Here is a 23,716-nt window from a genome sequence, read left to right on the forward strand (position 1 = left end):
GAGCTGATCACGCGCTTGAAGTTCTCGTGCTCGGCGCGCTTGACCGCGACGTAGCCGCGCATGAACTTCTCGCCCAGGTACTTCTCGGCGGCCTTGCAGGCCTCCATGCGCTCCAGCGCCGCCTCGATGGTCAGCGGCAGACGCAGGTTGCGGCGCTCGTAACCGCGGCCCTTGACCGGGGCGCTGGGCTTGATGCCCTCGACCATGCCGATGTAGCCGCACAGCAGCGACGCGGCCAGCACCAGGTAGGGGTTGGCGTCGGCGCCGGCCAGGCGGTTTTCCACCCGACGGTTTTGCGGCCCGGCCTCGGGTACGCGCAAGCCCACGGTACGGTTCTCCTCGCCCCACTCCACGTTCACCGGCGCCGAGGTATCGGGCAGGAAGCGGCGGAACGAGTTGACGTTGGGCGCGAACAGCGGCAGCAGCTCGGGGATGTACTTCTGCAGGCCGCCGATGTGCTGCAGGAACAGCTCGCTCATGGTGCCGTCTTCGTTGGAGAAGATGTTCTTGCCGGTCTTGATGTCCACCACGCTCTGGTGGATGTGCATGGCGCTGCCCGGCTCGTCGGTGATCGGCTTGGCCATGAAGGTGGCCGCCACGTCGTGCTTGAGCGCGGCCTCGCGCATGGTGCGCTTGAACACGGTGATCTGGTCGGCCAGGTGCAGCGCGTCGCCGTGACGGAAGTTGATCTCCATCTGCGCCGGGCCGTCCTCGTGGATCAGCGTGTCCAGGTCCAGGCCCTGCAGCTCGCACCAGTCGTAGACGTCCTCGAATAGCGGGTCGAATTCGTTGGCAGCGTCGATGGAGAAGGACTGACGCCCTACCTCCGGACGACCGGAACGGCCCATCGGCGCCACCAGCGGGAAGTCCGGGTCGCTGTTGCGCTTGGTCAGGTAGAACTCCATCTCCGGCGCGACGATCGGCCGCCAGCCCTTGTCGGCATACAGCTTCAGCACCGTCTTGAGAATGTTGCGCGGCGACAGCTCGATGGGGTTGCCCTGCTTGTCGAAGGTGTCGTGGATCACCATGGCGGTGGGCTCGATGGCCCAGGGCACGAGGAACACGGCGTTCTCGTCGGGGCGGCAGAACATGTCGATGTCCGCCTCGTCGAGCAGCTCGTAATAGATGTCGTCCTCGACGTAGTCGCCGGTCACGGTCTGCAGCAGCACGCTCTCGGGCAGACGCATGCCCTTCTCGTCGAGGAACTTGTTGGTCGGCGATATCTTGCCGCGGGCAATGCCGGTCAGGTCACTGATCAGGCATTCGACTTCGGTGATTTTGCGTTCTTTCAGCCAGCTGGTGAGCTGGTCAAGCTTGGTACTCATAGAGACCTCAGGGTTGTAGAACCGATATGTTTATAGCCGGTTCAGCGTTGCCCGCCCTCTCCCTGCAAGCCTCACCAAAGGCCTGAGAGAAGGCGAGATATTCGGATGGGATGCTACTAGGGCTGTAGCACCTCCGGCACGAGGCTTTTCGCCCCAGGCACGGGAAAAACTCCGCCCGGGGCGCCAGTCGATGGCATCGATGCCTCGAGCACCGTGGCCGGATACGCAACAACCCGGCCAGGAAGGGTCCGCAGCGGCGTTTCGCTGGCTGCGCTATCGTGCTGATTGAGGGGTATGCTGGCAGCGTGACGAGACGCGCCTGTTACAGGCGGGCTGCCGGGCCGCAGTGAGCCGAAAAGCCACTGCAAACCAGTGTCCTCCGGCCGCGCCACGCGGAGACTCGCAGCGGCGATGACGCGATGAGGAGCGAGACCAAGAGTCTTGGTACAAGCGCTGACGCCGACGCTCGGCAGACAGAACATGGGACACCCGTATTATTGCTGTTATGGGTTTGAACCGAGCTTAGCCTTGTTCATTTTTTTACACAATAGCTCTGTAAAAAATTGAACACACCCCACTGAGCACCCTGTCGGCATGCGGGAAAAGCGCCTCTGAAAGGCCTTGAAACGCCCCAAAAATGGCCATCATGCCCCACTACAGGGCATCACGAGGGCAGCTTGACAGTAAAGTGCGTTTCGGATTGACTCACACCCATGCAGTCGCATGATTGATATATTTAACAAAAAGGTGTTGCATCATGTCGGTACCCCCGCGTGCCGTTCAGCTTAACGAAGCGAACGCGTTCCTTAAGGAACATCCTGAGGTCCAGTTCGTCGACCTTCTTATTGCAGATATGAATGGTGTGGTGCGCGGCAAGCGCATCGATCGAAACGCCCTTCACAAGGTGTACGAAAAAGGCATCAACCTGCCGGCCTCGCTCTTCGCCCTCGACATCAACGGCTCCACCGTCGAAAGCACCGGCCTCGGCCTGGACATCGGCGACGCCGACCGTATCTGCTTCCCCATCCCCAATACCCTGTGCAACGAACCCTGGCAGAAGCGCCCGACCGCGCAGCTGCTGATGACCATGCACGAGCTGGACGGCACGCCCTTCTTCGCCGACCCGCGCGAGGTATTGCGCCAGGTGGTGCAGAAGTTCGACGAACTGGGCCTGCGTATCTGCGCAGCCTTCGAACTGGAGTTCTACCTGATCGACCAGGAGAACGTGAACGGCCGGCCGCAGCCGCCACGCTCGCCGATTTCCGGCAAGCGCCCGCACTCCACCCAGGTCTACCTGATCGACGACCTCGACGAGTACGTCGACTGCCTGCAGGACATGCTCGAAGCCGCCAAGGAGCAGGACATCCCGGCCGACGCCATCGTCAAGGAAAGCGCCCCGGCGCAGTTCGAGGTCAACCTGCATCACGTCGAGGACGCCATCAAGGCCTGCGACTACGCGCTGCTGCTCAAGCGCCTGATCAAAAACATCGCCTACGACCACGAGATGGACTCCACCTTCATGGCCAAACCCTATCCGGGTCAGGCCGGCAACGGGTTGCACGTGCACATCTCGCTGCTCGACAAGAAGACCGGCAAGAACATCTTCGCCGCCGACAACCCGCTGGAGAACACCTCGCTGCGCCATGCCGTGGGCGGCATTCTCGATACCATGGCGGCGTCGATGGCCTTCCTCTGCCCCAACGTCAACTCCTACCGCCGCTTCGGTGCGCAGTTCTACGTGCCCAACGCGCCGAGCTGGGCGCTGGACAACCGCACCGTGGCCGTGCGCGTGCCGACCGGCAGCCCGGATGCCGTGCGCATCGAACACCGGGTGGCCGGCGCCGATGCCAACCCCTACCTGATGCTGGCGTCGATCCTTGCCGGTATCCACCACGGCCTGACCAACCAGATCGAACCGGGCGAACCGATCGAAGGCAACGCCTACGAGCAGCTCGAGCCCAGCCTGCCGAACAACCTGCGCGATGCCCTGCGCGAGCTGGACGACAGCGAAGTGCTGAACAAGTACATCGATCCCAAGTACATCGACATCTTCGTCGCCTGCAAGGAAGCCGAGCTGCAGGAGTTCGAGACCACCATTTCCGACCTCGAGTACAACTGGTACCTGCATACCGTGTGACACCGAGAAAGCCGGCCGCAGAGCCGGCTTCTTTTTGCCTGCCAACTGCCAACCGACAGCTCTGACGCTTCGCGTCGGGACCAGCGGTTCGCCGCACGGCGACTCCGCTGACGTGAACCAACCTCCGGCGACCGAGGCCGCCGGTTATCGTTGCCTTCATCAACGGGGAGCTATTCATGCAACGCGCTCTTGCCGCCGCCCTGCTCGGCCTGACCTGCGCCCTGGCTCAGGCCGCCGACAGCATCCGGGTCTACAACTGGAACGATTACATCGCGCCGCAGGTGCTGGACGACTTCACCCGCGACACCGGCATCGCGGTCGAGTACCACACCTTCGCCAGCGCCGAAGAGCTGAACGCCGCGTTGCACAGCAGCGAGGCCATCGACGTCGCGGTGCCGTCGCACAACGACCTGCCGGCGCTGATCGCCGACGCGCGCATCCAGCCGCTGGACCTGGCCAGACTGCCCAACCGCCAGCACCTGGACAAACAGCTGCTGAGCAAGCTGGCGGCCGTCGACCCGCAGAACGGCTATGCCGTGCCCTATCTATGGGGCGCGGTAGGCCTGGCGATCAACACCCCTCAGGCCGAAGCCGCCTACGGCGGGGCGCTGCCGGAGAGCTGGAGCCTGCTGTTCGATGCCGAGCAGAGCGCACGCCTGGCCAAGTGCGGCATCAGCGTGCTGGATGCACCGGATGAAACCCTGTCGCTGCTGCTCAACTACCAGGGCCGTAGCCTCGCCCGCAGCGCACCGAGCCGCGTCGAGCGTGCCGGCAGCGTGCTCGAAGCCCTGCGTCCGCACCTGCGCTATGTCGACAGCGAGCGCTACATCGACGACCTCAGCAATGGCCGCCTGTGCCTGGCCATGGCCTGGGTCGGCGACGCCCTGGCCGCTGCTCAGGCCGGCCAGCCGGTCAGCTTCGTGGTGCCGCAGGAAGGCTCGGTGCTGTTCATCGACAACCTGGTGATTCCCGCCAGCGCCGCGCGCCCGGACCTCGCCCACCGCTTCATCGACTACCTGATGCAACCGCAGGTGATCGCCCGGATCACCGCCGAAACGCTCTACCCCAACGGCAATGCCGACTCCGTGCAGTTCATCGACAGCGCCCTGCTGCAGCAACCGGGCCTCTATCCGGATCAGGACACCAAACGCCGTCTGTATCCGCTGGAGGTACTCTCGGAAAAGCACGCCCAGGTACGCAGCCAGGTCTGGCAACGCTTCCGTGACGGCAGCTGATGGTTCGGCGAGGCTTGCCTCGCCCACTGCGCCTGACGTCCAATAGCGCCTCGCCCACCGAGGAGCCCGTCATGTCGCGCCCCGCCAGCCCCCGCAAACCGCGCGCCAGCAGCCAGGCACGGATCGCCCAGATTCTCGCCGCCGCCCGCGAACTGCTGGCCGAACAGGGCATGGCCAACCTGTCGATCTACACCGTGGCCGAGCACGCGGGCATTCCGCCGTCGTCGGTCTATCACTTCTTCGCCAGCGTGCCGGCCCTGCTCGAAGGGCTGACCAGCGACGTGCACGCGGCCTTTCGCGCCTGCCTGCTGGAGCCCGTGGATCACAGCGGCCTGCAAAGCTGGCATGACCTGTCACGCATCGTCGAGCAGCGCATGCTGGCGGTTTACGCCGCGGATGCCGCCGCGCGCCAGCTGATCCTGGCCCAGCATGGCCTGGCCGAGGTGACCCAGGCCGATCACCAGCACGACATCGAACTGAGCCGCCTGATGCAGGCGCTGTTCGACCGCCACTTCCCCCTGCCACAACTGCCGGTGGATATCGACGTGTTTGCCCTGGCTATGGAGCTGGGCGATCGGGTCTACGCCCGCTCGGTGCAGTTGCACGGCGAAATCACCCCGCGCCTGGCCGAGGAAGGCATGCGCGTGTTCGATGCCTATCTGGGCCTCTACCTGCCGGCCGCCCTGCCGAAACGAGCCACGCCGCTTACGTAGGGTGCGCCGAGCGCACCAATCTCCCCGATGTCGGAACGTCTGCGATTACGCACGGCCCAGCGCGTGCCTCCTTACGACTCACGCCCGGATTTTTATCCGATAAAAATCTGAATATTTCCCTCATTACGCCTTTCCAGTCTTTTAAATCCGATTTTTATCGGATATAAATCGACTAACCTGCCCTGGTCGATCCACCCGCCACGGCCCCGTCACAGGTCGCCGACTGCCTCGGACGACCGCTTTCCCGCCTACGAGGTGCTTTATGTCCCGTATCGTTACCGTCGCTGCGACCCAGATGGCCTGCTCCTGGGATACCGCCGCGAACATCGCCAACGCCGAACGGCTGGTACGCCAGGCAGCCGCCCAGGGCGCGCAGATCATCCTGATTCAGGAGCTGTTCGAGACGCCCTACTTCTGCCAAAAGCCCAACGCGGACTTCACCCAGCTGGCCACCACGGCGGAGGAGAACCCGGCGATCCTGCACTTTCGCAAAGTCGCCGCCGAGCTGAAGGTGGTACTGCCGATCAGCTTCTTCGAACGCGCCGGGCGCGCCCGTTTCAACAGCATCGCCATCATCGATGCCGACGGCAGCAACCTCGGGATTTATCGGAAAAGCCATATCCCCGACGGCCCCGGCTACCACGAGAAGTATTACTTCAATCCCGGCGATACCGGCTTCAAGGTCTGGGATACCGCCTACGCCAGGATCGGTGTCGGCATCTGCTGGGATCAGTGGTTCCCCGAATGCGCGCGCAGCATGGCGCTGATGGGCGCGGAGATCCTCTTCTACCCCACCGCCATCGGCAGCGAGCCGCATGACCCGACCATCAGCTCGCGCGACCACTGGCAGCGCGTGCAGCAGGGCCACGCTGGCGCCAACCTGATGCCGCTGGTGGCCAGCAACCGCATCGGCCGCGAAGAACAGGACGGTTACGACATCACCTTCTACGGCAGCTCGTTCATCGCCAACCAGTTCGGTGAGAAGGTCGAGGAGCTGGGCCAGCGCGAGGAAGGCGTGCTGGTGCACCGCTTCGATCTGACCGCGCTGGAGAAGGTGCGCACCGCCTGGGGTGTGTTCCGCGACCGCCGGCCGAACCTATACTGGCCACTCTCCACGCTCGATGGTGAAACTCCGTCGACCCCGTAGGTGCGCTGTGCGCACCTAGCCCTCCAGACACTTTGCCGGTGCGCATGGCGCACCCTACGGAACCGAGACATGACCACCCTGACTACCACCCCACGCGCCGATGGTTTCCATATGCCCGCTGAGTGGGCACCGCACAGCCAGACCTGGATGGTCTGGCCGGAGCGCCCGGACAACTGGCGCAACGGCGGCAAGCCGGCGCAGGCGGCCTTCACCGCCGTGGCCAAGGCCATCGCCCAGTTCGAGCCGGTGACCGTCTGCGTCTCCGCCGCGCAGTACGAAAACGCCCGTGCCCGCCTGGACGACGACAACATCCGCCTGGTGGAAATCACCACCGACGATGCCTGGGTGCGGGACACCGGCCCGACCTTCGTGATCAACGGCCGCGGCGACGTGCGCGGCGTGGATTGGACCTTCAACGCCTGGGGCGGCTTCGACGGCGGCCTGTACTGGCCGTGGCAGCGCGACGATCAGGTGGCGCGCAAGATCCTCGAGATCGAAGGCTGCAAGCGCTATCGCACCGAGGGTTTCGTCCTCGAAGGCGGCTCGATCCACGTCGACGGCGAAGGCACCCTGATCACCACCGAAGAATGCCTGCTGAACAGGAACCGCAACCCGCACCTGTCGCGTGAAGAAATCGAGGCCGTGCTGCGCGAGCACCTGGCCATCGACACGGTGATCTGGCTGCCCGACGGCCTGTACAACGACGAGACAGACGGCCACGTCGACAACTTCTGCTGTTACGTGCGCCCGGGCGAGGTGCTGCTGGCCTGGACCGACGATCAGAACGATCCCAACTACCCGCGCTGCCAGGCCGCCATGCGCGTGCTGGAGAGCGTGCGTGATGCCAAGGGTCGCCAGCTGATCGTGCACAAGATGCCGATCCCCGGCCCGATCCACGCCAGCGAAGAGGAATGCGCCGGCGTCGACGCCGCCGAAGGCAGCCAGGAGCGTAGCCCTGCGGTGCGCCTGGCCGGCTCCTACGTCAACTTCCTGATCGTCAACGGCGGCATCGTCGCGCCGAGCTTCGATGATCCGAAGGACGCAGAGGCCCGTGCCATCCTGGAACAGGTCTTCCCGGAGCATCGCGTGGTGATGGTGCCCGGCCGCGAGATCCTCCTGGGCGGCGGCAATATCCACTGCATCACCCAGCAGCAGCCAGCCCCGCAGGGTGCCTGACGGCTCCTCACCGCAGCAGCATGAAAACGCTCGGCAGATGCCGGGCGTTTTTCGTTCAGCTGCATCGAGGCACAGGCTTCATTTCACTTTGCAGGTGTTGATGCCCAGCAAGGGATAGGCCGGGCAGAAACGAAAGACTCCGGTCGCCAGCGGCACCACGCCAATCCAGCCCCACAGACCGATCACGCCGGCCAGGCTGAGAGCGATGAGGATCAGACCCGCGGCGATGCGCAGGCTACGGTCGAGCGTTCCAACATTGGCTTTCATCGAGGTTCTCCAGGTCAACGCCCGCGCCAGCCTTCCAGCGCGGTAAAGATCAGCATGCCGGCGAGCATCGCGGCAACGAACAACAGTGCCTGCCAGTGACCGGTCAGCAGGATGGTCAGCGCCGGCCCCGGACAGATGCCGGCGATGCCCCAGCCAACCCCGAACAGCAGGCTGCCAGTGATCAGCCGGGCGTCCAGATCGCGCCGCGTCGGCAGTTGCATGGCGCCGCCCAGCAAGGCTCTGGCGCGCCGCGGTGCCAGGTTCAGCGGCAGCGCCGCGACACCGACGGCTCCCGCCATCACCAGCGCCAGCGACGGGTCCCAGTCGCCGGCCAGATCGAGAAAGGCCAGCACCTTGGCCGGATCGGCCATGCCCGCCAGCAGCAGCCCGAGACCGAACAGCACACCGCAGGCCAATGCACTGAGTCTGGCCATGTTCAGCCCCTCAGCAGATGACGCAGGACAAAGACCGTGGCGAAACCCGCGGCCATGAAGCACAGGGTGGCCACCAGCGAGCGCGGCGACAGGCGCGAGACGCCGCACACGCCATGGCCACTGGTGCAGCCGGAGCCGTAGCGCGTGCCAATGCCCACCAGCAGGCCGGCGGCGATCAAGCCGAGGCTGCCGGTGCCGAAGTGAACCGGCGGCAACGCGGCGAACGTCGCCCAGAGCAGCGGCGCCAGCAACAGGCCAAGCAAAAAGGCCATCTTTTCGCCACGCCCTTCGCCCTGGGGCTGCAGCAGGCTGCCGAGCAGGCCGCTGATACCGGCCACGCGACCATTGACCAGGGCGAACAGCGCGGCCGCCAGGCCAATCAGGGCGCCGCCGGCCAGGGCACTCCAGGGCGTGAAGGCAGCCCAGTCGATGCTCATTGCCGGCCCTCGCAGAACAGCCGGTAGAGCGTCTCGATCACCGCCAGCGCCGCCGGGCTGCTGATGCGATAGAAGATCTGCTTGCCGTCGCGGCGGGTTTCCACCAGTCCTTCGCGGCGCAGCACCGCGAGTTGTTGCGACAGCGTCGGCTGTTGAATGCCGAGCAGCGTCTCCAGCTCGCTGACATTGCGCTCGTCCTGCGACAGCTGGCACAGCAACAACAGGCGATCCGGATTGGCCAGCGCCTTGAGCAGCTGCCCGGCAGCATCGGCATTGGCGCGCAACTGCTGGATATCGATGGGCTCGTCCATGCAACACCTTCACTCAATACAATATGTATTTTTATATATTGTATTTTGACTAAATGATATCCCCGGCGACCAACGGTCGCAGGCCGGGACGAAACCCCAGGCAACAAAAAACCCGCCGAAGCGGGTTCCTTGCAGATCGATGCGAATCAGGCGTCGGCGTCGGCGGCGGCCTGGTAGGCGCCGGCGTCGAGCAACTTGTCCAGCTCGCTGGCATCGCTCGGCTTGAGCTTGAAGAACCAGCTGCCGTACGGGTCGCTGTTGACGCTCTCGGGGCTGTCGACCAGCGCCTCGTTGATCGCGATCACTTCGCCGCCCACCGGCGCGTAGATGTCGGAGGCAGCCTTGACCGACTCCACCACCCCGGCTTCCTGGCCGGCGTCCAGCTGCTTGCCGACTTCCGGCAGTTCGATGAACACCACGTCGCCGAGGGCTTCCTGGGCGTGGTCGGAAATGCCCACGGTCACGCTGCCGTCGGCCTCCAGGCGCGCCCACTCGTGGCTGGCGGCGTAACGCAGATCGGCGGGGATATTGCTCATGTTCGATTCCTCGTAAACGGTGACGGCAAGTGGGCCGTCAGGACAATTTAGCAGGCCGTGGCGCCAGGGAAAGCCGACGCCGCGACCTGATGATTCAGATAAGGGTTTTGCCGTTGCGCACGAAGCTCGGCCTGACCACTCGCACCGGGTACCACTTGCCGCGGATCTCCACCTCGGCGCGTTCGCCGGTGGCCGTCGGTACGCGAGCCAGGGCGATGGATTTGTTCAGCGTCGGCGAGAAGCTGCCGCTGGTGATTTCACCCTCGCCGATGCCCTCGACACGCACCACCTGATGCGCGCGCAGCACGCCGCGCTCTTCCAGCACCAGGCCGACCAGCTTGCTCGGGCAACCCGCCGCGCGCTGCGCTTCGAGTGCAGCACGGCCGATGAAGGCGCGCGCGGCCGGCTCCCAGGCGATGGTCCAGGCCATGTTGGCCGCCAGCGGCGAAACGCTTTCATCCATGTCCTGGCCGTAGAGATTCATGCCGGCCTCCAGGCGCAGGGTGTCGCGCGCACCGAGGCCGATGGGCGCAATACCGGCGCCGACCAGCTCGTTGAGCAGCGGCACCACCTCGGCCACCGGCAGCACGATTTCCAGACCATCCTCACCGGTGTAGCCGGTGCGCGCGATGAACCAGTCGCCTTCGGCCAGCCCCTGGAACGGCCGCAGCTCGTGGATCAGCGCAGCGCGCGCCTGGGTCAGCAGTTCGGCCACGCGCGCGCGGGCCTTGGGTCCCTGGATGGCGAGCATGGCCAGGTCGCGGCGCTCGCGCAGTTGCACGTCGAAGTCGCCGGCCTGGGCATGCATCCACGCCAGGTCCTTGTCGCGGGTACCGGCATTGACCACCAGACGGTAACTCTGCTCCTGGGCAGAAGAGCCGGTGAGGTAGACGATCAGGTCATCGATCACCCCGCCCTGCTCGTTGAGCATGGCGCTGTACAGGGCCTTGCCGGCGCTGTCCAGGCGCGCCACGTCGTTGGCCAGCAGGCGCTGCAGGAAGGCCTGGGCCTGGCTGCCGGTCACGTCCACCACGCACATGTGGGAGACGTCGAACACGCCGCACTCGCGACGCACCTGATGGTGTTCCTCCACCTGCGATCCGTAGTGCAGCGGCATGTCCCAGCCGCCGAAATCCACCATTTTGGCCCCCAGTGCCAGGTGCAGGTCATAAAGGGGGGTACGCTGTCCCATGGGTGTCTCCTTCCGGGCTTGGCGAAGCGATTCAGACCCCTAGAAGCTATCTGCGTTGCCATTGCTGCGTTACAGCCAGACTCGAAATGCTCATGTGCAGGAGCACACTGCGCTTTCTTGCCTGTCTGCGCCTTGCACTGGCGGCCTCGGCTCGAGCATCCTGCTTCGCTCTATCTCCTGCATCCATGCAGGCGTCGGCAACTTCTAGATGAATCTTGCCGGGTCACCCGGCTCGCGAATGGCGCGCATTGTAGCCGCAAGGTCGGCGGGGGTCATCTGACCAAAGGTCGCCCCCGACAGGGGCCGCCTTCAGCCGATGCCGCGCGCCGAACGACGGATCAGCAGGATCACCGGCAACAGACCGACCAGCACCAGGGTCAGCGCCGGCAGCGAGGCGCGCGCCCACTCGCCTTCGCTGGTCATCTCGAACACCCGCACCGACAGGGTGTCCCAGCCGAAGGGACGCATCAGCAGGGTGGCCGGCATTTCCTTGAGCACGTCGACGAACACCAGCAGCGCGGCCGACAAGGTGCCCGGCAGCAGCAGCGGCAGATAGACCTTGAAGAACAGACCGATGCCGCCCACCCCCAGGCTGCGAGAGGCCTCCGGCAGCGACGGGCGGATGCGCGCCAGGCTGGTTTCCAGCGGCCCGAAGGCCACCGCCATGAAGCGGATCAGATAGGCCAGCAGCAGCGCCGTCAGGCTGCCCAGCAGCAAGGGCTTGCCGGCACCACCCAGTGCCGAGGACAGCGGAATGACCAGCTCGCGGTCGAGAAAGCTGAACGCCAGCATGATCGCCACCGCCAGCACCGAACCCGGCAGCGCATAACCGAGGTTGCCCAGGGCGACGCCAAGGCGCACGCCGCGCGTCGGCGCCTGGCGTCTGGCGAACGCCAGCAGCATGGCCACGCTGACCGTGATCAGCGCGGCCATGCCACCCAGGTACAGGGTGTGCAGGATCAGCCCGGCATAACGCTCGTCGAGGTCGAAGCGGCCGCGCTGCCAGAACCACAGCAGCAGCTGCAGCACGGGGATCAGGAAGGCACAGGCGAACACCAGGCCGCACCAGGCGCTGGCGGCGAAGGCCTTCCAGCCGTGCAGGTGGTACAGCGCCTTGCCGCGCGGGCGCTCGTTGGCCGGACGTGCGGCGCCACGGGCACGGCGCTCGCCATAGAGCACCAGCGCCACCGCGAGCAGCAGCAGGCTGGCCAGCTGGGTCGCGCTGGTCAGGCTGTAGAAGCTGTACCAGGTCTTGTAGATGGCGGTGGTGAAGGTGTCGAAGTTGAACACCGCCACCGCGCCGAAATCGGCGAGGGTTTCCATGATCGCCAGGGCCAGGCCGGCACCGATGGCCGGGCGCGCCATCGGCAGCGCCACGCGCCAGAAGGCCTGCCAGGGACTTTGCCCGAGCACCCGCGCCGCTTCCATCAGCCCCTTGCCCTGGGCCAGGAAGGCGCCGCGGGCGAGCAGGTAGACATAGGGGTAGAACACCAGCACCAGCACGATGATGACGCCGCCGGTGGAACGCACCCGCGGCAGGCGAAAGTCGCTGCCGAGCCATTCGCGCAGCAGCGTCTGCACCGGCCCGGCGAAATCCAGCAGACCGACGAAGACGAACGCCAGCACGTAGGCGGGAATGGCGAAGGGCAGCATCAGCGCCCAGTCCAGCCAGCGCCGCCCGGGAAACTCGCAGAGGCTGGTGAGCCAGGCCAGGCTGACGCCCAGCAGCGTCACCCCGACACCGACGCCGAGCACCAGGGTCAGGGTATTGCCGATCAGACGCGCCATCTGCGTCTGCCACAGGTGCGTCCAGATCTTCGCATCCACCTCGTGCCAGCTCAGCAGCAATACCGACAGCGGCATCAGCACCAGCAGGGCGATGGCGAACACGATGGGATACCAGCGACGCTGGACGGGATGCGGCACGCGGATTCCTCGACGGCGAAAAGGACGACGCCCCGGCTAGCGGGGCGTCGCAGTATAACGGCAGCACGGCGGATCGCCGAAGGCCTGCCGCCAAGCCATAGGATCTGGCGAGTCAGGGCCCGTGCAGGGCCGACACGCAGCAGATCGTTACGGACTTATTGCCAGCCGGCGCGATCCATCAGCATGGTCGCTTCGGCCTGGCGGGTGCCGGCCACTTCGGTGGCGATGGAATCGGCCTTGAAGCTGCCCCAGGCAGCCACTTCATCCGACGGCGCGACCGCCGGGTTGGCCGGGAACTCCTGGTTGACGCCGGCGAAGATGGTCTGCGCTTCCGGGGTGGTCATCCACTCCAGCAGCTTGCGCGCCTGCTCGGCATGCGGCGCGTGCTTGGTCACGCCGGCACCGGCCAGGTTGACGTGCACGCCGCGGTCGTTCTGGTTCGGCCAGTAGGGTTTGACCTTGAGGCTCGGCTGCTGCTTGTGCAGGCGACCGTAGTAGTAGGTGTTGGCGATGCCGACGTCGCACTGGCCGGCGTCGATGGCCTGCAGCAGCGCGGTATCGTCCGGGAACACGTCGGTAGCCAGGTTGTTCACCCAGCCCTTGACGATCTCTTCGGTCTTCTCGGCGCCGTGGGTCTCGATCAGGGTCGCGGTCAGCGACTGGTTGTAGACCTTCTTGCTGGTGCGCAGGCACAGACGGCCTTCCCAGTTCTTGTCGGCCAGGGCTTCGTAGGTGGACAGCTCTTCCGGCTTGACCCGCTCGGTGGAGTAGAAGATGGTCCGCGCACGCAGCGACAGGCCGGTCCAGCTGTCGGTGCTGGAGCGATACTGGGCCGGGATGTTGGCGCTGATGACATCGGACTTGGTCGGCTGCAGCACGCCTTCCTGCTCGGCCTGCCAGAGGTTGCCGGCGTCGACGGTGATCAGCATGTCGGCCGGGGTGTTGGCACCTTCGGCCTTGAGGCGGGCAATCAGCGGCGCTTCCTTGTCGGTGATGAACTTGACCTTGACGCCGGTCTTCTCGGTGTAGAGATCGAATACCGGCTTGATCAGCTCGTCGATCCGGGCGGAGTAGACGACTACTTCGTCAGCAGCCTGAACGGCAGTAGCCAGGGTGCTGAGGGTGAATGCAGCGAGAAGCGCGTTGCGAGCCTTCATGGGACCAGCCTCTTGTGAGTGAGCAAAGTGGCTGAATAGTAGTGAATGTTATTTACCTTCTCAACGTAAATAGCGAGACAAAACTCCATAGTTATTACGGCGTATTTTCACTCGCGAGCGGCCAGCAGGTCGGCGGGCAGAAGCAGGGTATCGATCACCGCGTCCACTGGCAGCGACACCACGACCAGAAGTGGACAGACGATGCTGATCAGGCACATGACGGGCCCGGCATTCCCGCTACCGCTGGGGCCAGGACGCAATCCCAGCAGATGGAGATCGCCATTGACGCTCTTGTAGGTTTCCACCGGCATCGGCTCTGCGGTGCCGCCGCGACCGGCCATGGTGCCGCAGCCCGCAGACAGTGAAAGTGCCGCCACCAGCAGGCATTGCAGTAGGTGCTTCATTGCACGCTCCTCGGTCATCCGTGACAGGTAAAGTGGTGGTCAGGCCTTCGCCAGCTCCGGCAGGTCGCCCGACAGCCCCAGCGCCTGACGCACGAACAGCGCCTTGGCCTCGGCCTGGCCGTCGACCAGATCGAGACCGACGTTGCGCAGCAGGCGCAGGGGCAGCGGGTCGGCCTGGAACAGGCGCTGGAAGCCCTCCATCGCCGCCATCATCGCCAGGTTGTGCGGCATGCGCCGACGTTCGAAGCGGCTCAGCACACGTTCCTCGGCGAGATTCTCGCCGCGCGCCGCGGCATGCAGCAGCACCTCGGCGAGCACCGCGGCATCGAGGAAACCGAGGTTGACCCCCTGCCCCGCCAGCGGGTGGATGGTGTGCGCGGCGTCGCCGATCAACGCCAGCCCCGGCTCGACGTAGCGCTTGGCATGACGCTGGCGCAGCGGAATGCACAGGCGGCGGTCGGCGTGCAGCACCTTCCCGAGGCGGTTCTCGAAGGCCCTGCCCAGCTCAGCGCAGAAGGCCTCGTCACCAAGCGCCATCAGCCGCTCGGCCTCGACCGGCACGGTGGACCAGACGATCGAGCACCAGTGTTCCCCAGCCGACCCCGCCAGCGGCAGGAAGGCCAGCGGGCCATCGTCGGTGAAACGCTGCCAGGCGGTGGCCTGGTGCGGGCGCTCGCAGCGCACGCTGGTGACGATGGCGTGGTGCAGGTAATCCCACTCGCGCGTGGCGCAGCCGGCCAGACGCCGTACCGCCGAGTTGCCGCCATCGGCCGCCACCAGCAGCGGCGCGCGCAGCTGACGGCCACCTTCGAGAGTCAGCAGCCAGTCATCGCCGGAGCGGCGCAGCTGCTCCAGGCGTGCCCCCGGCAGCAGGCCGATCTGGCTGTCGTGCAGGCGTTCGAGCAGGGCGTCCTGCACCACTCGGTTCTCGACGATATGACCCAGCGTCTCGGCATGCACGCTGGCCGCGGCGAAATGAATGCTGCCGGTGCCCGAGCCATCCCACACGCGCATCTCGCCGTAGGGACAGGCGCGCCGTGCGCTGATGCCCGGCCAGACGCCGAGGCGCTCGAGAATGCGCTGGCTGGCCATGGACAGGGCGCTGACGCGTGGCTCGAACGGCGCCTGCGCAGCGAACGGCGATACGCTGAGCGGGCTGCCGTCGACGATCAGGATATCCAGGCCGCTGTGTTCCAGCGCCAGGGCCAGGGTGCTGCCGACCATACCGGCACCGACGATGATCAGATCCGCGCGCATATCCATTTTCTCAATCCATAGGGTGCGCCGTGCGCACCATTCTCGAAACCACGGTGCGCCTGCCTTTTCGGCCCGGCAAGACCGGCGCACGGCAGGTCATGCAGCGCCTCACAGACTACGCGTCCCCATGCCCATGGCCTGGCGGGCGAACCAGCGCTTGGCCGGCGGCAGCAGGTCCAGGCCGAGCAGGCCCAGGTTGCGTCCGGCGGTCAGCAGCGGCTGGGCATTGCTGAACAGCCGGGTGACCCGGTCGGAGAAACCCACGGTCAGTTGCTGGTCCAGCTGCTGGCGCTGCAGGTAGCGCTGCAGCGTGGCGAAATCGCCGAGCGGCGCGCTGCCGTCCTGCAGCACCTCGGCCAGTGCCAGGGTGTCGCGCAGCGACAGGTTGTAGCCCTGCCCGGCGATGGGGTGCAGGCTGTGTGCGGCGTTGCCCAGTACCACCAAATGCGGCCGCACCTGCTCGCTGGCTTCGCTCAGCGCCAGCGGATAAAGATGCCGCACACCGACCTGCTGCAGGGCGCCGAGGCGGTAACCGAAGGCCTGCTGCAGCTCGGCGAGGAAGGCCGCATCGCCCAGCTTGAGCAGACGCTCGGCGTCGGCGCTGGCGCGGGTCCAGACCAGTGCACAGCGGTTGCCTTCCAGTGGCAGCAGGGCCATCGGCCCCTCATCGGTGAAGCGCTCGAAGGCCTGCCCACGATGCGCTTCCAGCGGCGTGACGTTGGCGATCACTGCGCTCTGCCCGTAAGGCCGGTGGCTGACGCCGATGCCCAGCTGCTCGCGCAAGCCGGAACGGCCGCCATCGGCCAGCACGGCCAGGTCGCAGTCGAGCTGGCGCTCGTCGCTGAGGTTCAGGCGATAGCCGTCGTCCAGACGCTGCAGGCTGGCCACCTCGGCCGGGCAGTGCCACTGCACCACCTCGGCGTCCAGCGCCTGCCACAGGCAATGGCCGATCCAGGCGTTCTCCACCACGTAGCCGAGCGAGGGCACGCCCTCCTCCATGGCCAGCAGCCGGGTGGCGCCGAAACGACCGCGGTCGGACACGTGAATCTGCTGGATCGCCTCGGCGCGCTGAGCGATGGCCTGCCATACGCCAAGGCGCTCGTAGATCAGCCGGCTGCCGTAGGACAGCGCCGTGGAGCGCGCGTCGTAACTGGGCTGGTAGTCGCTACCCGGAGCGAAGGGCTCGATCAGGGCGATGCGCCAGCCACGCTGGCGCGCCGTTTCCTGCAGGGCCAGGGCCAGGCTGGCGCCAACCAGGCCGCCGCCGATGATCGCCAGTTGCACGCGACTCATAGGGTCAGGCGGCCTGAGCGCGCGCAGCGGCCATCAGCGCCTCGATCTCGGCCACGGTCTTGGGCACGCCACCGGTGAGAATCTCGCAACCGGTCCTGGTCACCACCACGTCGTCCTCGATGCGCACGCCGATGCCGCGCCACTTCTTGGCGACCTTGTCGTTGTCGGCGGCGATGTAGATGCCCGGCTCCACGGTCATGGCCATGCCTGGCTCGAGCACGCGCCACTCGCCACCGACCTTGTAGTCGCCGACATCGTGTACGTCCATGCCCAGCCAGTGGCCGGCGCGGTGCATGTAGAAGGCCTTGTAGGCCTCGCTGGCGATCAGTTCGTCCACCTCGCCGCTGAGCAGGCCGAGCTCCACCAGGCCCTTGGTGATCACCCGCACGGTGGCCTCGTGCGCCTCGTTCCAGTGCTTGCCCGGGGCGATCTCCTTGAACGCGGCTTCCTGCGCGGCCAGGACCAGCTCGTAGATGGCCTTCTGCTCGGCGGAGAACTTGCCGTTGACCGGGAAGGTGCGGGTGATGTCACTGGCGTAGCAGTCGATCTCGCAGCCGGCGTCGATCAGCACCAGGTCGCCGTCCTTGAGCGGCGCATCGTTCTCGCGGTAATGCAGGATGCAGGCATTCCTGCCGGCGGCGACGATGCTGCCGTAGGCCGGCATCTTCGCCCCGCCCTTGCGGAATTCGTAATCCAGTTCGGCTTCCAGATGGTATTCGGACAGCCCGGCGCGGCTGGCCTGCATGGCGCGCACGTGGGCACGCGCGCTGATCTCGGCAGCCTCGCGCATCACCTTCACTTCCGCCGCGCTCTTGTACAGGCGCATGTCGTGCAGCAGATGGTCGAGGGCGACGAACTCGTTGGGCGGCGAGGCGCCCTGACGGGCCTTGGCACGGATATGGTTGATCCACTCCATCAGCCGGTGGTCGAACTCCTGGTTGCAGCCGATGGCGTAGTAGACGCGCTCGCGGCCTTCGATCAGCCCGGGGAGGATGTCGTCGATATCGCCGATGGGGAAGGCATCGTCGGCGCCGTAGGTGGCGATCGCCCCATCCTGCCCGGCGCGCAGGCCGTCCCACAGCTCGCGCTCGGGGTCACGCTCGCGGCAGAACAGCACGTACTCGCCATGCTCGCGCCCCGGAATCAGCGCCATCACCGCTTCCGGCTCGGGGAAGCCGGTGAGGTACTGAAAATCGCTGTCCTGACGATAGACGTGCTCGACGTCGCGGTTGCGGATGTACACCGGCGCGGCCGGCAGGATGGCGATGCTGTTGGGCTCCATCTGCGCCATCAGCGCCTTGCGCCGACGGGCGTATTCGGACTTGGGGATGCTGATCAAGACGGGCTCCGGGGCAAATCAGTGCAGGGAAGGTTTGGCGGCAGGCGCCGCGGGCTTGGCGCATTCGGTGAACAGCAGCAGCGGTGCCACGCGCAGGTATTCCATCACCTCCATGTAGTCGTTCTCGCCATCCTCGGATTCCTCCAGGGCGCTCTGCACCTGGGCGATGGCGGATAGATCCTGCAACACTTCCATGGCCTCGGCGCTCAAGGCGCCGTCGCGGGCGGTCAGGCCGAAGCCGCCGAGAAAACCCTGGCACCACTGGCCCAGCGCAACGGCGCGCTGCGCCAGCGGCGTTTCATCGTCCGGCAACAGCAGCACCACCGCCATGTCCTCGCTGCACAGCTCGCCCTTGACCATCTCCTGCAGGCCGATCAGCGCCTGGCGCACGCTGTCCTGCGGCTCGCCACCGAGCAGATCGGCAGCATCGAGCAGCCAGGCATCGGCATCGAAGCCGGCACCGGCGCAGCTACGGCCAAGCAGCAGACCATGCAGTTCGGCGGGGGAAACGGAATGCCCGGCGCTGCTCAGCAGAGCGGCGAAGGCGGCGTAGGGGGAGCTGGAAGTCGACATAGATAGCTAGGCGCCAGACAGCGCAATCTCTAGAATGGAGGCCTCGTATCCTAGCACCGGCAGGCGCGGCAAGACCATCCGAGGCCGCCGGGGCGCTACCGTCGTACGCGTCACGCCACTGTCACAGGGTTTGACCCGCCGCCGGGACACGCCTATATAGTCCAGCCATTCCCTCCCGTAGCGAGAGCCCATGGAAGACGCCGATCTGCACGTATTGACCGCCAAGCTGGAACTGCTGATCCAGCGTGTCGAGCAGCTCAAGGCTCACAACCGACTCCTGCTGGCGAATGAACAGGCCTGGCGCGAGGAACGCGCCCATCTGATCGAAAAGAACGAATTGGCCCGGCACAAGGTCGAATCGATGATTTCGCGCCTCAAAGCCCTGGAGCAGGACACATGACCCAGTCGAACACCGTGACCGTCCACATCCTGGACAAAGAATATTGCATCGCCTGCCCGCAGGACGAACGCGCCAATCTGGAGAGCGCCGCCCGCTACCTGGACGGCAAGATGCGCGAGATCCGCACCAGCGGCAAGGTGATCGGCGCCGATCGCGTGGCCGTGATGGCCGCGCTGAACATCACCCATGACCTGCTGCACAAGCAGCAGCGCCTGGACCAGGACGCCAGCTCCACCCGCCAGCAGGTACGCGACCTGCTCGACCGCGTCGACCAGGCCCTGGCCGACGATCAGGCCTCCTGATACCGCGATGCCTGCCACTTCGTCGCAGGCCACCCCGCAAGGCCGGGGTTCGGGTATACTGGGCGCCACTTCCTGGGGTGTGCGCCAGTCGGGGATGTCCCTGAGCCGATACGCACAACCACGGGGGTTGCATGTTGGGGCCGGTGTGCATGTCCGCCTGACGGAAAGCCTTAACGCCTCCTGCATCCTCCACCTTGAACTTTCGGGTTCAAGGGCTAAACCGACAGCGGCACGCTGGGAAGTCACCCTTTCCCCTGGCAGCCCGCAGCGCTGCCACCCGCCTCGCTCCAGCTCCCACTCATGACAACCTCAAGCGCACTCAGCCGTCCGCAACTGCGCCGCCTGCTGCGCCAGCGCCGTCGTGCGCTCAGCGCCAGCCAGCAGCGCCTGGCCGCCCGCAACCTGTATCGTCAGCTGGCGCAAAGCCCGGCGTTTCGCCGCGCCAGGCATATCGCGCTGTATCTGCCCAACGACGGCGAGATCGATCCGCGCCCGTTGCTGGCCGCCGCGCAGAAGCGCGGCAAGCACACCTATCTGCCGGTACTCAGCGCCTGGCCGAGCACCAAGATGGTGTTTCAGCGCTTCACCAGGCACGAGAAACTGGCGCGCAATCGCTTTCGCATCCTCGAGCCACGCCCGCAGCCCAAACGGCAACGCAAGGTCTGGGCCCTAGACCTGGTGCTGCTGCCGCTGGTGGGTTTCGATGACCGTGGCGGACGCCTGGGCATGGGAGGCGGCTTCTATGACCGCAGCCTGGCCTACCTGCACAGGCGCAAAAATTGGCACATGCCGACGTTATTGGGTCTGGCGCACGAGTGTCAGCGGGTGGATGAACTGGCGCTGGCCAGTTGGGACGTGCCCTTGCAGGCAACGGTGACGGACAAGGCGTGGTACTAGAAGATAGATGTGCACCGCGTTCCCTGCGGCGCTTACGCTGGCAGTCCGCGAATCAGGGCTGCTGCGTTACATTGACGGAAGCGTCGCTCTGACGCTCCCAGAGGCTCTGGGTGTAACCCGTGGTAACCACGCCCAGGCTGAAAAGTATGACGAGAACCCATAAAAGATCTGGCTTGCGTTTCATCTATTGCCTCCCCCTTCAAGGCAACTGCGCGCGTGGATCGCGCGTTATTGTTGTGTAATACGACCTCGCCAAGCGTTAAGCCGGGCATTTTCCGTTAGTGCAAGACACTGTGCAATTTCCGACGCTCACCGACCGTCGGAGACGGTACTCAAACAAGCGTTCACCAACGGGCGCAGCTGCTGGAGCAAAGTTCATGCCTTATTGGCTGATGAAGTCCGAACCCGACGAATTATCCATCCATGACCTGCAGCGACTGGGCAAGGCGCGCTGGGATGGCGTGCGCAATTACCAGGCGCGCAACTTCCTGCGCGCCATGCGCCCCGGCGACCAGTTCTTCTTCTACCACTCCAGTTGCCCCCAGCCCGGGATCGCCGGCATCGGCCGGATTGCCGGCGAGACGTACCCGGACCCGACCGCCCTTGACCCGCACAGCCACTACCACGACCCCAAGGCCAGCGCCGAGAAGAATCCCTGGAGCGCGCTGGACGTGGAGTTCGTCGAAGCCTTCGCCGAGGTGCTGCCGCTGCAGCAGCTGAAGAACAACCCCCTGCTGGTCGACCTGGCGCTGGTACAGCGTGGCAGCCGACTGTCGGTGATGCCGGTGAGCGAAGCTGAATGGGCAACGATTCTCGCCATGCGCTGAAACACTGAAGGCACTATGCTATCAGTCAAGTGATCGCCCACGGAGCCGCCCATGCCGGCCTCTTCCGCCTGGCCGGCGCGCCTGGCGCTGGCCTTTCTCCTGCTGGTGCTGAGCGGCGCCAGTGTACTGCTCTGGCGCCAGATCGAAGGCGTGCAGCAACAGCGCCTGGACGAACGTCTCGGCTACCAGGCCCGTACGCTGGCCCGGCAGCTGGAAAGCACCCTGTACCTGGAAGTGGATGGCCTGGAGCGCATCGCCCGGCTATGGAACCGACTCGGTCGGCTGCCGCGCGACAGCTGGGAAGAAGAGGCGCAGCGCACCCTGGCCGGCTTTCCCGCCTACCAGTCGATCCAGTGGCTGGGCGAGGATCTGCGCATGCGCTGGCTGCTGCCGCTGGCCGGCAACGAGGCGGCGCTGAGCTTCCGGCTCACCCCCGACCACCCCAACTATGCGCTGGCCATGGAGGCGCGGGCCACCGGTGAGCAGCGCTTTTCCAACAGCTTCCAGCTGGTCCAGGGCGGCCGTGGCTTCGTGCTCTACACCCCGCTGTACCGCGAACAGGATGGCGTGCGGGTATTCGACGGTTTCCTCCAGGGCGTGTTTCGCGTCGAACCGCTGATGCAGGAGCTGTTGGCCCAGCTCGATCCCGGATCCTTCAATGTGGAGCTGCTGGAGGACGGCCAGCGCCTGTTCCGCCACGGCGCTGTGGAACAGGCGCCGCAGCGCAGCCTGCAGCTGCCGCTGAGCCTGCTCAACAACCAGGCTTTCAGTCTGCGCCTGAGCCCCACCCAGGAGCTGCTCGAGCAGCTGCACAGCCCGCTGCCCGGCGTGGTGCTCGGTGCCAGCCTGGCCATCAGCCTGCTGCTGGTCGCAGCATTGGCCCTGGCCCTGGAGAACAGCCGGCGAGCCCAGGCCCTGCAGGCTGCGAACCGGCGCTACAAGATCGAGGAAACACGCCGCCAGGAGACCGAACAACGCCTGCACGAGAGCCGCGAACGCCTGCAACTGGTGCTCGACCTGACCGATTCCAGCCACGACGGCCTGTTCATCTTCGACACCACCAACCGCGAGCTGCTGCACATGAACCAGGCCACCTACGCCAGCCTGGGCTACCGCCCCGAGCAGTTCGCCCAGCTGCTGCGCAACGATCCGGAAAAGCTGCTGCCCGGCTTTCACCGCTGGCTGGAGCAGGCACGCCAGGCGCAACGCGACAACCTCTCGCGGATCTTCCAGCGCGAACTGATCCGCCGCGACGGCAGCCGCCAGCCGGCCGAGATCAACACCCAGCTGGTGCAGCTGCACGGCCGCGAGTTCCTCATCGCGGTGTCGCGCGACAACAGCGAGCGCCTGCAACTGGAGGCCCAGCTGCAGCGCCTGTCGCAGCTCGACGGCCTGACCGGCCTGTACAACCGGCGCTATTTCGACCAGCAGTTGCCGGCCGAACTGCGCCGCCTGCGGCGCAGCGGCGCGCCACTGGCCCTGCTGATGCTGGATATCGACCACTTCAAGGCCTACAACGATGCCCTTGGCCACCTGGCCGGCGACGACGCCCTGCGCAAGGTCAGCAGCGTGCTACGCGAAAGTCTGCAGCGCGAAGGCGACGCGGCCTGTCGCTATGGCGGCGAGGAGTTCGCCATCATCCTGGCCAACACCGGTTTGGATGGCGGTGAGCATGTGGCCGCACGCATCCACGAGGCCATCGCCAGTCTGGCCATCGCCCACCCTGCCAGCCCGCTGGGGCGCCTGAGCCTGAGCATCGGCCTGACAGTGCTCGACCCGGTCAGCGACGAACAGCCCGGCGAGCTGGTTTCCCGCAGCGACCAGGCGCTTTACAGCGCCAAGCATCGCGGCCGAAACTGCACCTACCTGTGGCAGCCGCCTGCCGCTTGACCTGCATCAAGCCCGGCCCGCCGCGGCCGGACGACAATGGAAGCCTGCCAATGAATGCCCCAGCCAGGGGTTGGCCGAAGGGAAGCAGCGATCATGAAAAAGCCACCTCACCTACCCTATTTGCTTGCCACCGGGCTCGCCGTGCTGGCCGCGCTCGCCTGGTGGCAGCTACGCCCCGACGGCCTGGGCGAAGGGTTCGCCAGCGGTAACGGGCGCATCGAAGCCACCGAAGTGGATGTGGCGACCAAGCTGGCCGGGCGCATCGCCAGCATCGAGGTCGATGAGGGCGATTTCGTCGAGCCAGGCCAGGTTCTCGCGCGCATGGACACCCAGGCGCTCGAAGCCCAGCTGGCCCAGGCCCGCGCCCAGCTGCGCCAGGCCGAGAACGGCCAGAACACCGCGGCCAGCCAGATCCGCCTGCGCGAGAGCGAGAAGCTCAGCGCCGAGGCCATGGTGCGCCAGCGCCAGGCGGAGCTGGAGGCCGCGCGCAAACGTCACGCGCGCAGCGCCACCCTGGTGCAGCGCAACGCCATGGCCCAGC

General features: G+C 65.9%; 25 protein-coding genes and 1 other RNA gene. 12 read left to right on the plus strand and 14 right to left on the minus strand.

Translation table 11 applies throughout. The features are described from left to right. On the minus strand, positions 1-1,325 hold a 1,325-nt coding region (locus N7333_RS18915), incomplete at its 3' end, for a glutamine synthetase family protein (RefSeq protein WP_279859237.1). Between the two features lie 757 nt (positions 1,326-2,082). Here N7333_RS18915 and N7333_RS18920 point away from each other — a divergent pair. The 5 genes from N7333_RS18920 (at position 2,083) to aguA (ending at position 7,733) form a co-directional block, all read left to right on the plus strand. Continuing rightward, a complete protein-coding gene (locus N7333_RS18920) occupies positions 2,083-3,462 on the plus strand; it encodes a glutamine synthetase family protein (protein ID WP_004373258.1) in 1,380 nt (459 codons plus the stop codon). A gap of 176 nt (positions 3,463-3,638) precedes the next feature. Continuing rightward, positions 3,639-4,697, plus strand: coding sequence for a polyamine ABC transporter substrate-binding protein (locus N7333_RS18925; RefSeq protein WP_129481983.1), 1,059 nt, complete (start codon positions 3,639-3,641; stop codon positions 4,695-4,697). 71 nt (positions 4,698-4,768) lie between these two features. Beyond that, a complete protein-coding gene (locus N7333_RS18930; protein ID WP_129481984.1) occupies positions 4,769-5,410 on the plus strand; it encodes a TetR/AcrR family transcriptional regulator in 642 nt (213 codons plus the stop codon). A gap of 262 nt (positions 5,411-5,672) precedes the next feature. Further along, positions 5,673-6,557 (plus strand): N-carbamoylputrescine amidase, encoded by an 885-nt coding sequence (gene aguB / locus N7333_RS18935; RefSeq protein WP_096827645.1) that lies wholly within the window; start codon positions 5,673-5,675, stop codon positions 6,555-6,557. A 69-nt stretch (positions 6,558-6,626) separates the two neighbouring features. Beyond that, positions 6,627-7,733, plus strand: a complete 1,107-nt coding sequence (gene aguA / locus N7333_RS18940; RefSeq protein ID WP_129481985.1) for an agmatine deiminase — start codon at positions 6,627-6,629, stop codon at positions 7,731-7,733. 78 nt (positions 7,734-7,811) lie between these two features. On the opposite strand, the gene N7333_RS18945 is transcribed toward aguA, so the two are convergent. The 13 genes from N7333_RS18945 to N7333_RS19005 all read right to left on the minus strand — a co-directional run bounded on the left by N7333_RS18945 (position 7,812) and on the right by N7333_RS19005 (position 18,859). Then, complete coding sequence (locus tag N7333_RS18945) at positions 7,812-8,000, minus strand: DUF2892 domain-containing protein (protein WP_004373268.1); 189 nt, start codon at positions 7,998-8,000, stop codon at positions 7,812-7,814. 14 nt (positions 8,001-8,014) lie between these two features. Then, positions 8,015-8,434, minus strand: coding sequence for a DUF6691 family protein (locus N7333_RS18950; RefSeq protein ID WP_129481986.1), 420 nt, complete (start codon positions 8,432-8,434; stop codon positions 8,015-8,017). A 2-nt stretch (positions 8,435-8,436) separates the two neighbouring features. Further along, positions 8,437-8,871, minus strand: coding sequence for a YeeE/YedE family protein (locus N7333_RS18955; RefSeq protein ID WP_129481987.1), 435 nt, complete (start codon positions 8,869-8,871; stop codon positions 8,437-8,439). Then, positions 8,868-9,182: a metalloregulator ArsR/SmtB family transcription factor gene (locus tag N7333_RS18960; RefSeq protein ID WP_129481988.1), complete on the minus strand. Its 315-nt coding sequence runs from the start codon at positions 9,180-9,182 to the stop codon at positions 8,868-8,870. The genes N7333_RS18955 and N7333_RS18960 overlap by 4 nt, the downstream gene beginning before the upstream one ends. 146 nt (positions 9,183-9,328) lie before the next feature. Next, positions 9,329-9,718 (minus strand): glycine cleavage system protein GcvH, encoded by a 390-nt coding sequence (gene gcvH / locus N7333_RS18965; protein WP_004373276.1) that lies wholly within the window; start codon positions 9,716-9,718, stop codon positions 9,329-9,331. A 94-nt stretch (positions 9,719-9,812) separates the two neighbouring features. Continuing rightward, a complete protein-coding gene (gcvT, locus tag N7333_RS18970) occupies positions 9,813-10,910 on the minus strand; it encodes a glycine cleavage system aminomethyltransferase GcvT (protein ID WP_004373278.1) in 1,098 nt (365 codons plus the stop codon). Between the two features lie 309 nt (positions 10,911-11,219). Further along, entirely contained in the window at positions 11,220-12,836 is a 1,617-nt protein-coding gene (locus N7333_RS18975) for an iron ABC transporter permease (RefSeq protein WP_011920605.1), read from the minus strand. 155 nt (positions 12,837-12,991) lie between these two features. Continuing rightward, a complete protein-coding gene (locus tag N7333_RS18980; protein ID WP_004373281.1) occupies positions 12,992-13,993 on the minus strand; it encodes an extracellular solute-binding protein in 1,002 nt (333 codons plus the stop codon). A 107-nt stretch (positions 13,994-14,100) separates the two neighbouring features. After that, entirely contained in the window at positions 14,101-14,397 is a 297-nt protein-coding gene (locus N7333_RS18985) for a YceK/YidQ family lipoprotein (protein WP_011920604.1), read from the minus strand. Between the two features lie 39 nt (positions 14,398-14,436). Then, on the minus strand, positions 14,437-15,654 hold the full coding sequence (locus tag N7333_RS18990; protein WP_177491066.1) for a 2-octaprenyl-3-methyl-6-methoxy-1,4-benzoquinol hydroxylase: 1,218 nt from the start codon (positions 15,652-15,654) through the stop codon (positions 14,437-14,439). A gap of 108 nt (positions 15,655-15,762) precedes the next feature. Beyond that, positions 15,763-16,947 (minus strand): 2-octaprenyl-6-methoxyphenyl hydroxylase, encoded by a 1,185-nt coding sequence (ubiH, locus tag N7333_RS18995; RefSeq protein ID WP_279859239.1) that lies wholly within the window; start codon positions 16,945-16,947, stop codon positions 15,763-15,765. A 4-nt stretch (positions 16,948-16,951) separates the two neighbouring features. Continuing rightward, the gene (gene pepP, locus N7333_RS19000) at positions 16,952-18,286 is read right to left on the minus strand and encodes a Xaa-Pro aminopeptidase (RefSeq protein WP_096827651.1); all 1,335 of its coding nucleotides are present in this window, start codon (positions 18,284-18,286) and stop codon (positions 16,952-16,954) included. Positions 18,287-18,304: 18 nt separating this feature from the next. After that, positions 18,305-18,859 carry a YecA family protein gene (locus N7333_RS19005; RefSeq protein WP_011920601.1) on the minus strand — a complete coding sequence of 185 codons (555 nt, stop codon included), beginning with the start codon at positions 18,857-18,859 and terminating at the stop codon, positions 18,305-18,307. A 190-nt stretch (positions 18,860-19,049) separates the two neighbouring features. On the opposite strand from N7333_RS19005, the gene N7333_RS19010 reads away from it, so the two are divergent. The 7 genes from N7333_RS19010 to N7333_RS19040 form a co-directional block, all read left to right on the plus strand. Then, the gene (locus N7333_RS19010; RefSeq protein ID WP_004373292.1) at positions 19,050-19,259 is read left to right on the plus strand and encodes a TIGR02449 family protein; all 210 of its coding nucleotides are present in this window, start codon (positions 19,050-19,052) and stop codon (positions 19,257-19,259) included. Beyond that, positions 19,256-19,561: a cell division protein ZapA gene (locus N7333_RS19015; protein WP_004373294.1), complete on the plus strand. Its 306-nt coding sequence runs from the start codon at positions 19,256-19,258 to the stop codon at positions 19,559-19,561. The genes N7333_RS19010 and N7333_RS19015 overlap by 4 nt, the downstream gene beginning before the upstream one ends. A 66-nt stretch (positions 19,562-19,627) precedes the next feature. After that, positions 19,628-19,806, plus strand: a non-coding RNA gene (gene ssrS / locus N7333_RS19020) — 6S RNA. A 55-nt stretch (positions 19,807-19,861) separates the two neighbouring features. Continuing rightward, positions 19,862-20,458 carry a 5-formyltetrahydrofolate cyclo-ligase gene (locus N7333_RS19025; protein ID WP_004373296.1) on the plus strand — a complete coding sequence of 199 codons (597 nt, stop codon included), beginning with the start codon at positions 19,862-19,864 and terminating at the stop codon, positions 20,456-20,458. A 377-nt stretch (positions 20,459-20,835) separates the two neighbouring features. Further along, positions 20,836-21,285 carry an EVE domain-containing protein gene (locus N7333_RS19030; protein WP_129481990.1) on the plus strand — a complete coding sequence of 150 codons (450 nt, stop codon included), beginning with the start codon at positions 20,836-20,838 and terminating at the stop codon, positions 21,283-21,285. 51 nt (positions 21,286-21,336) lie between these two features. Next, positions 21,337-23,175, plus strand: a complete 1,839-nt coding sequence (locus N7333_RS19035; protein WP_129481991.1) for a diguanylate cyclase — start codon at positions 21,337-21,339, stop codon at positions 23,173-23,175. Positions 23,176-23,268: 93 nt separating this feature from the next. Then, positions 23,269-23,716, plus strand: a 448-nt coding sequence (locus N7333_RS19040; protein WP_279859240.1) for a biotin/lipoyl-binding protein, incomplete at its 3' end; no start/stop codon positions are given.

The sequence above is a fragment of the Pseudomonas sp. GD04158 genome, from assembly GCF_029834875.1.
GTDB classification, from domain to species: Bacteria; Pseudomonadota; Gammaproteobacteria; order Pseudomonadales; family Pseudomonadaceae; genus Aquipseudomonas; species Aquipseudomonas hydrolytica.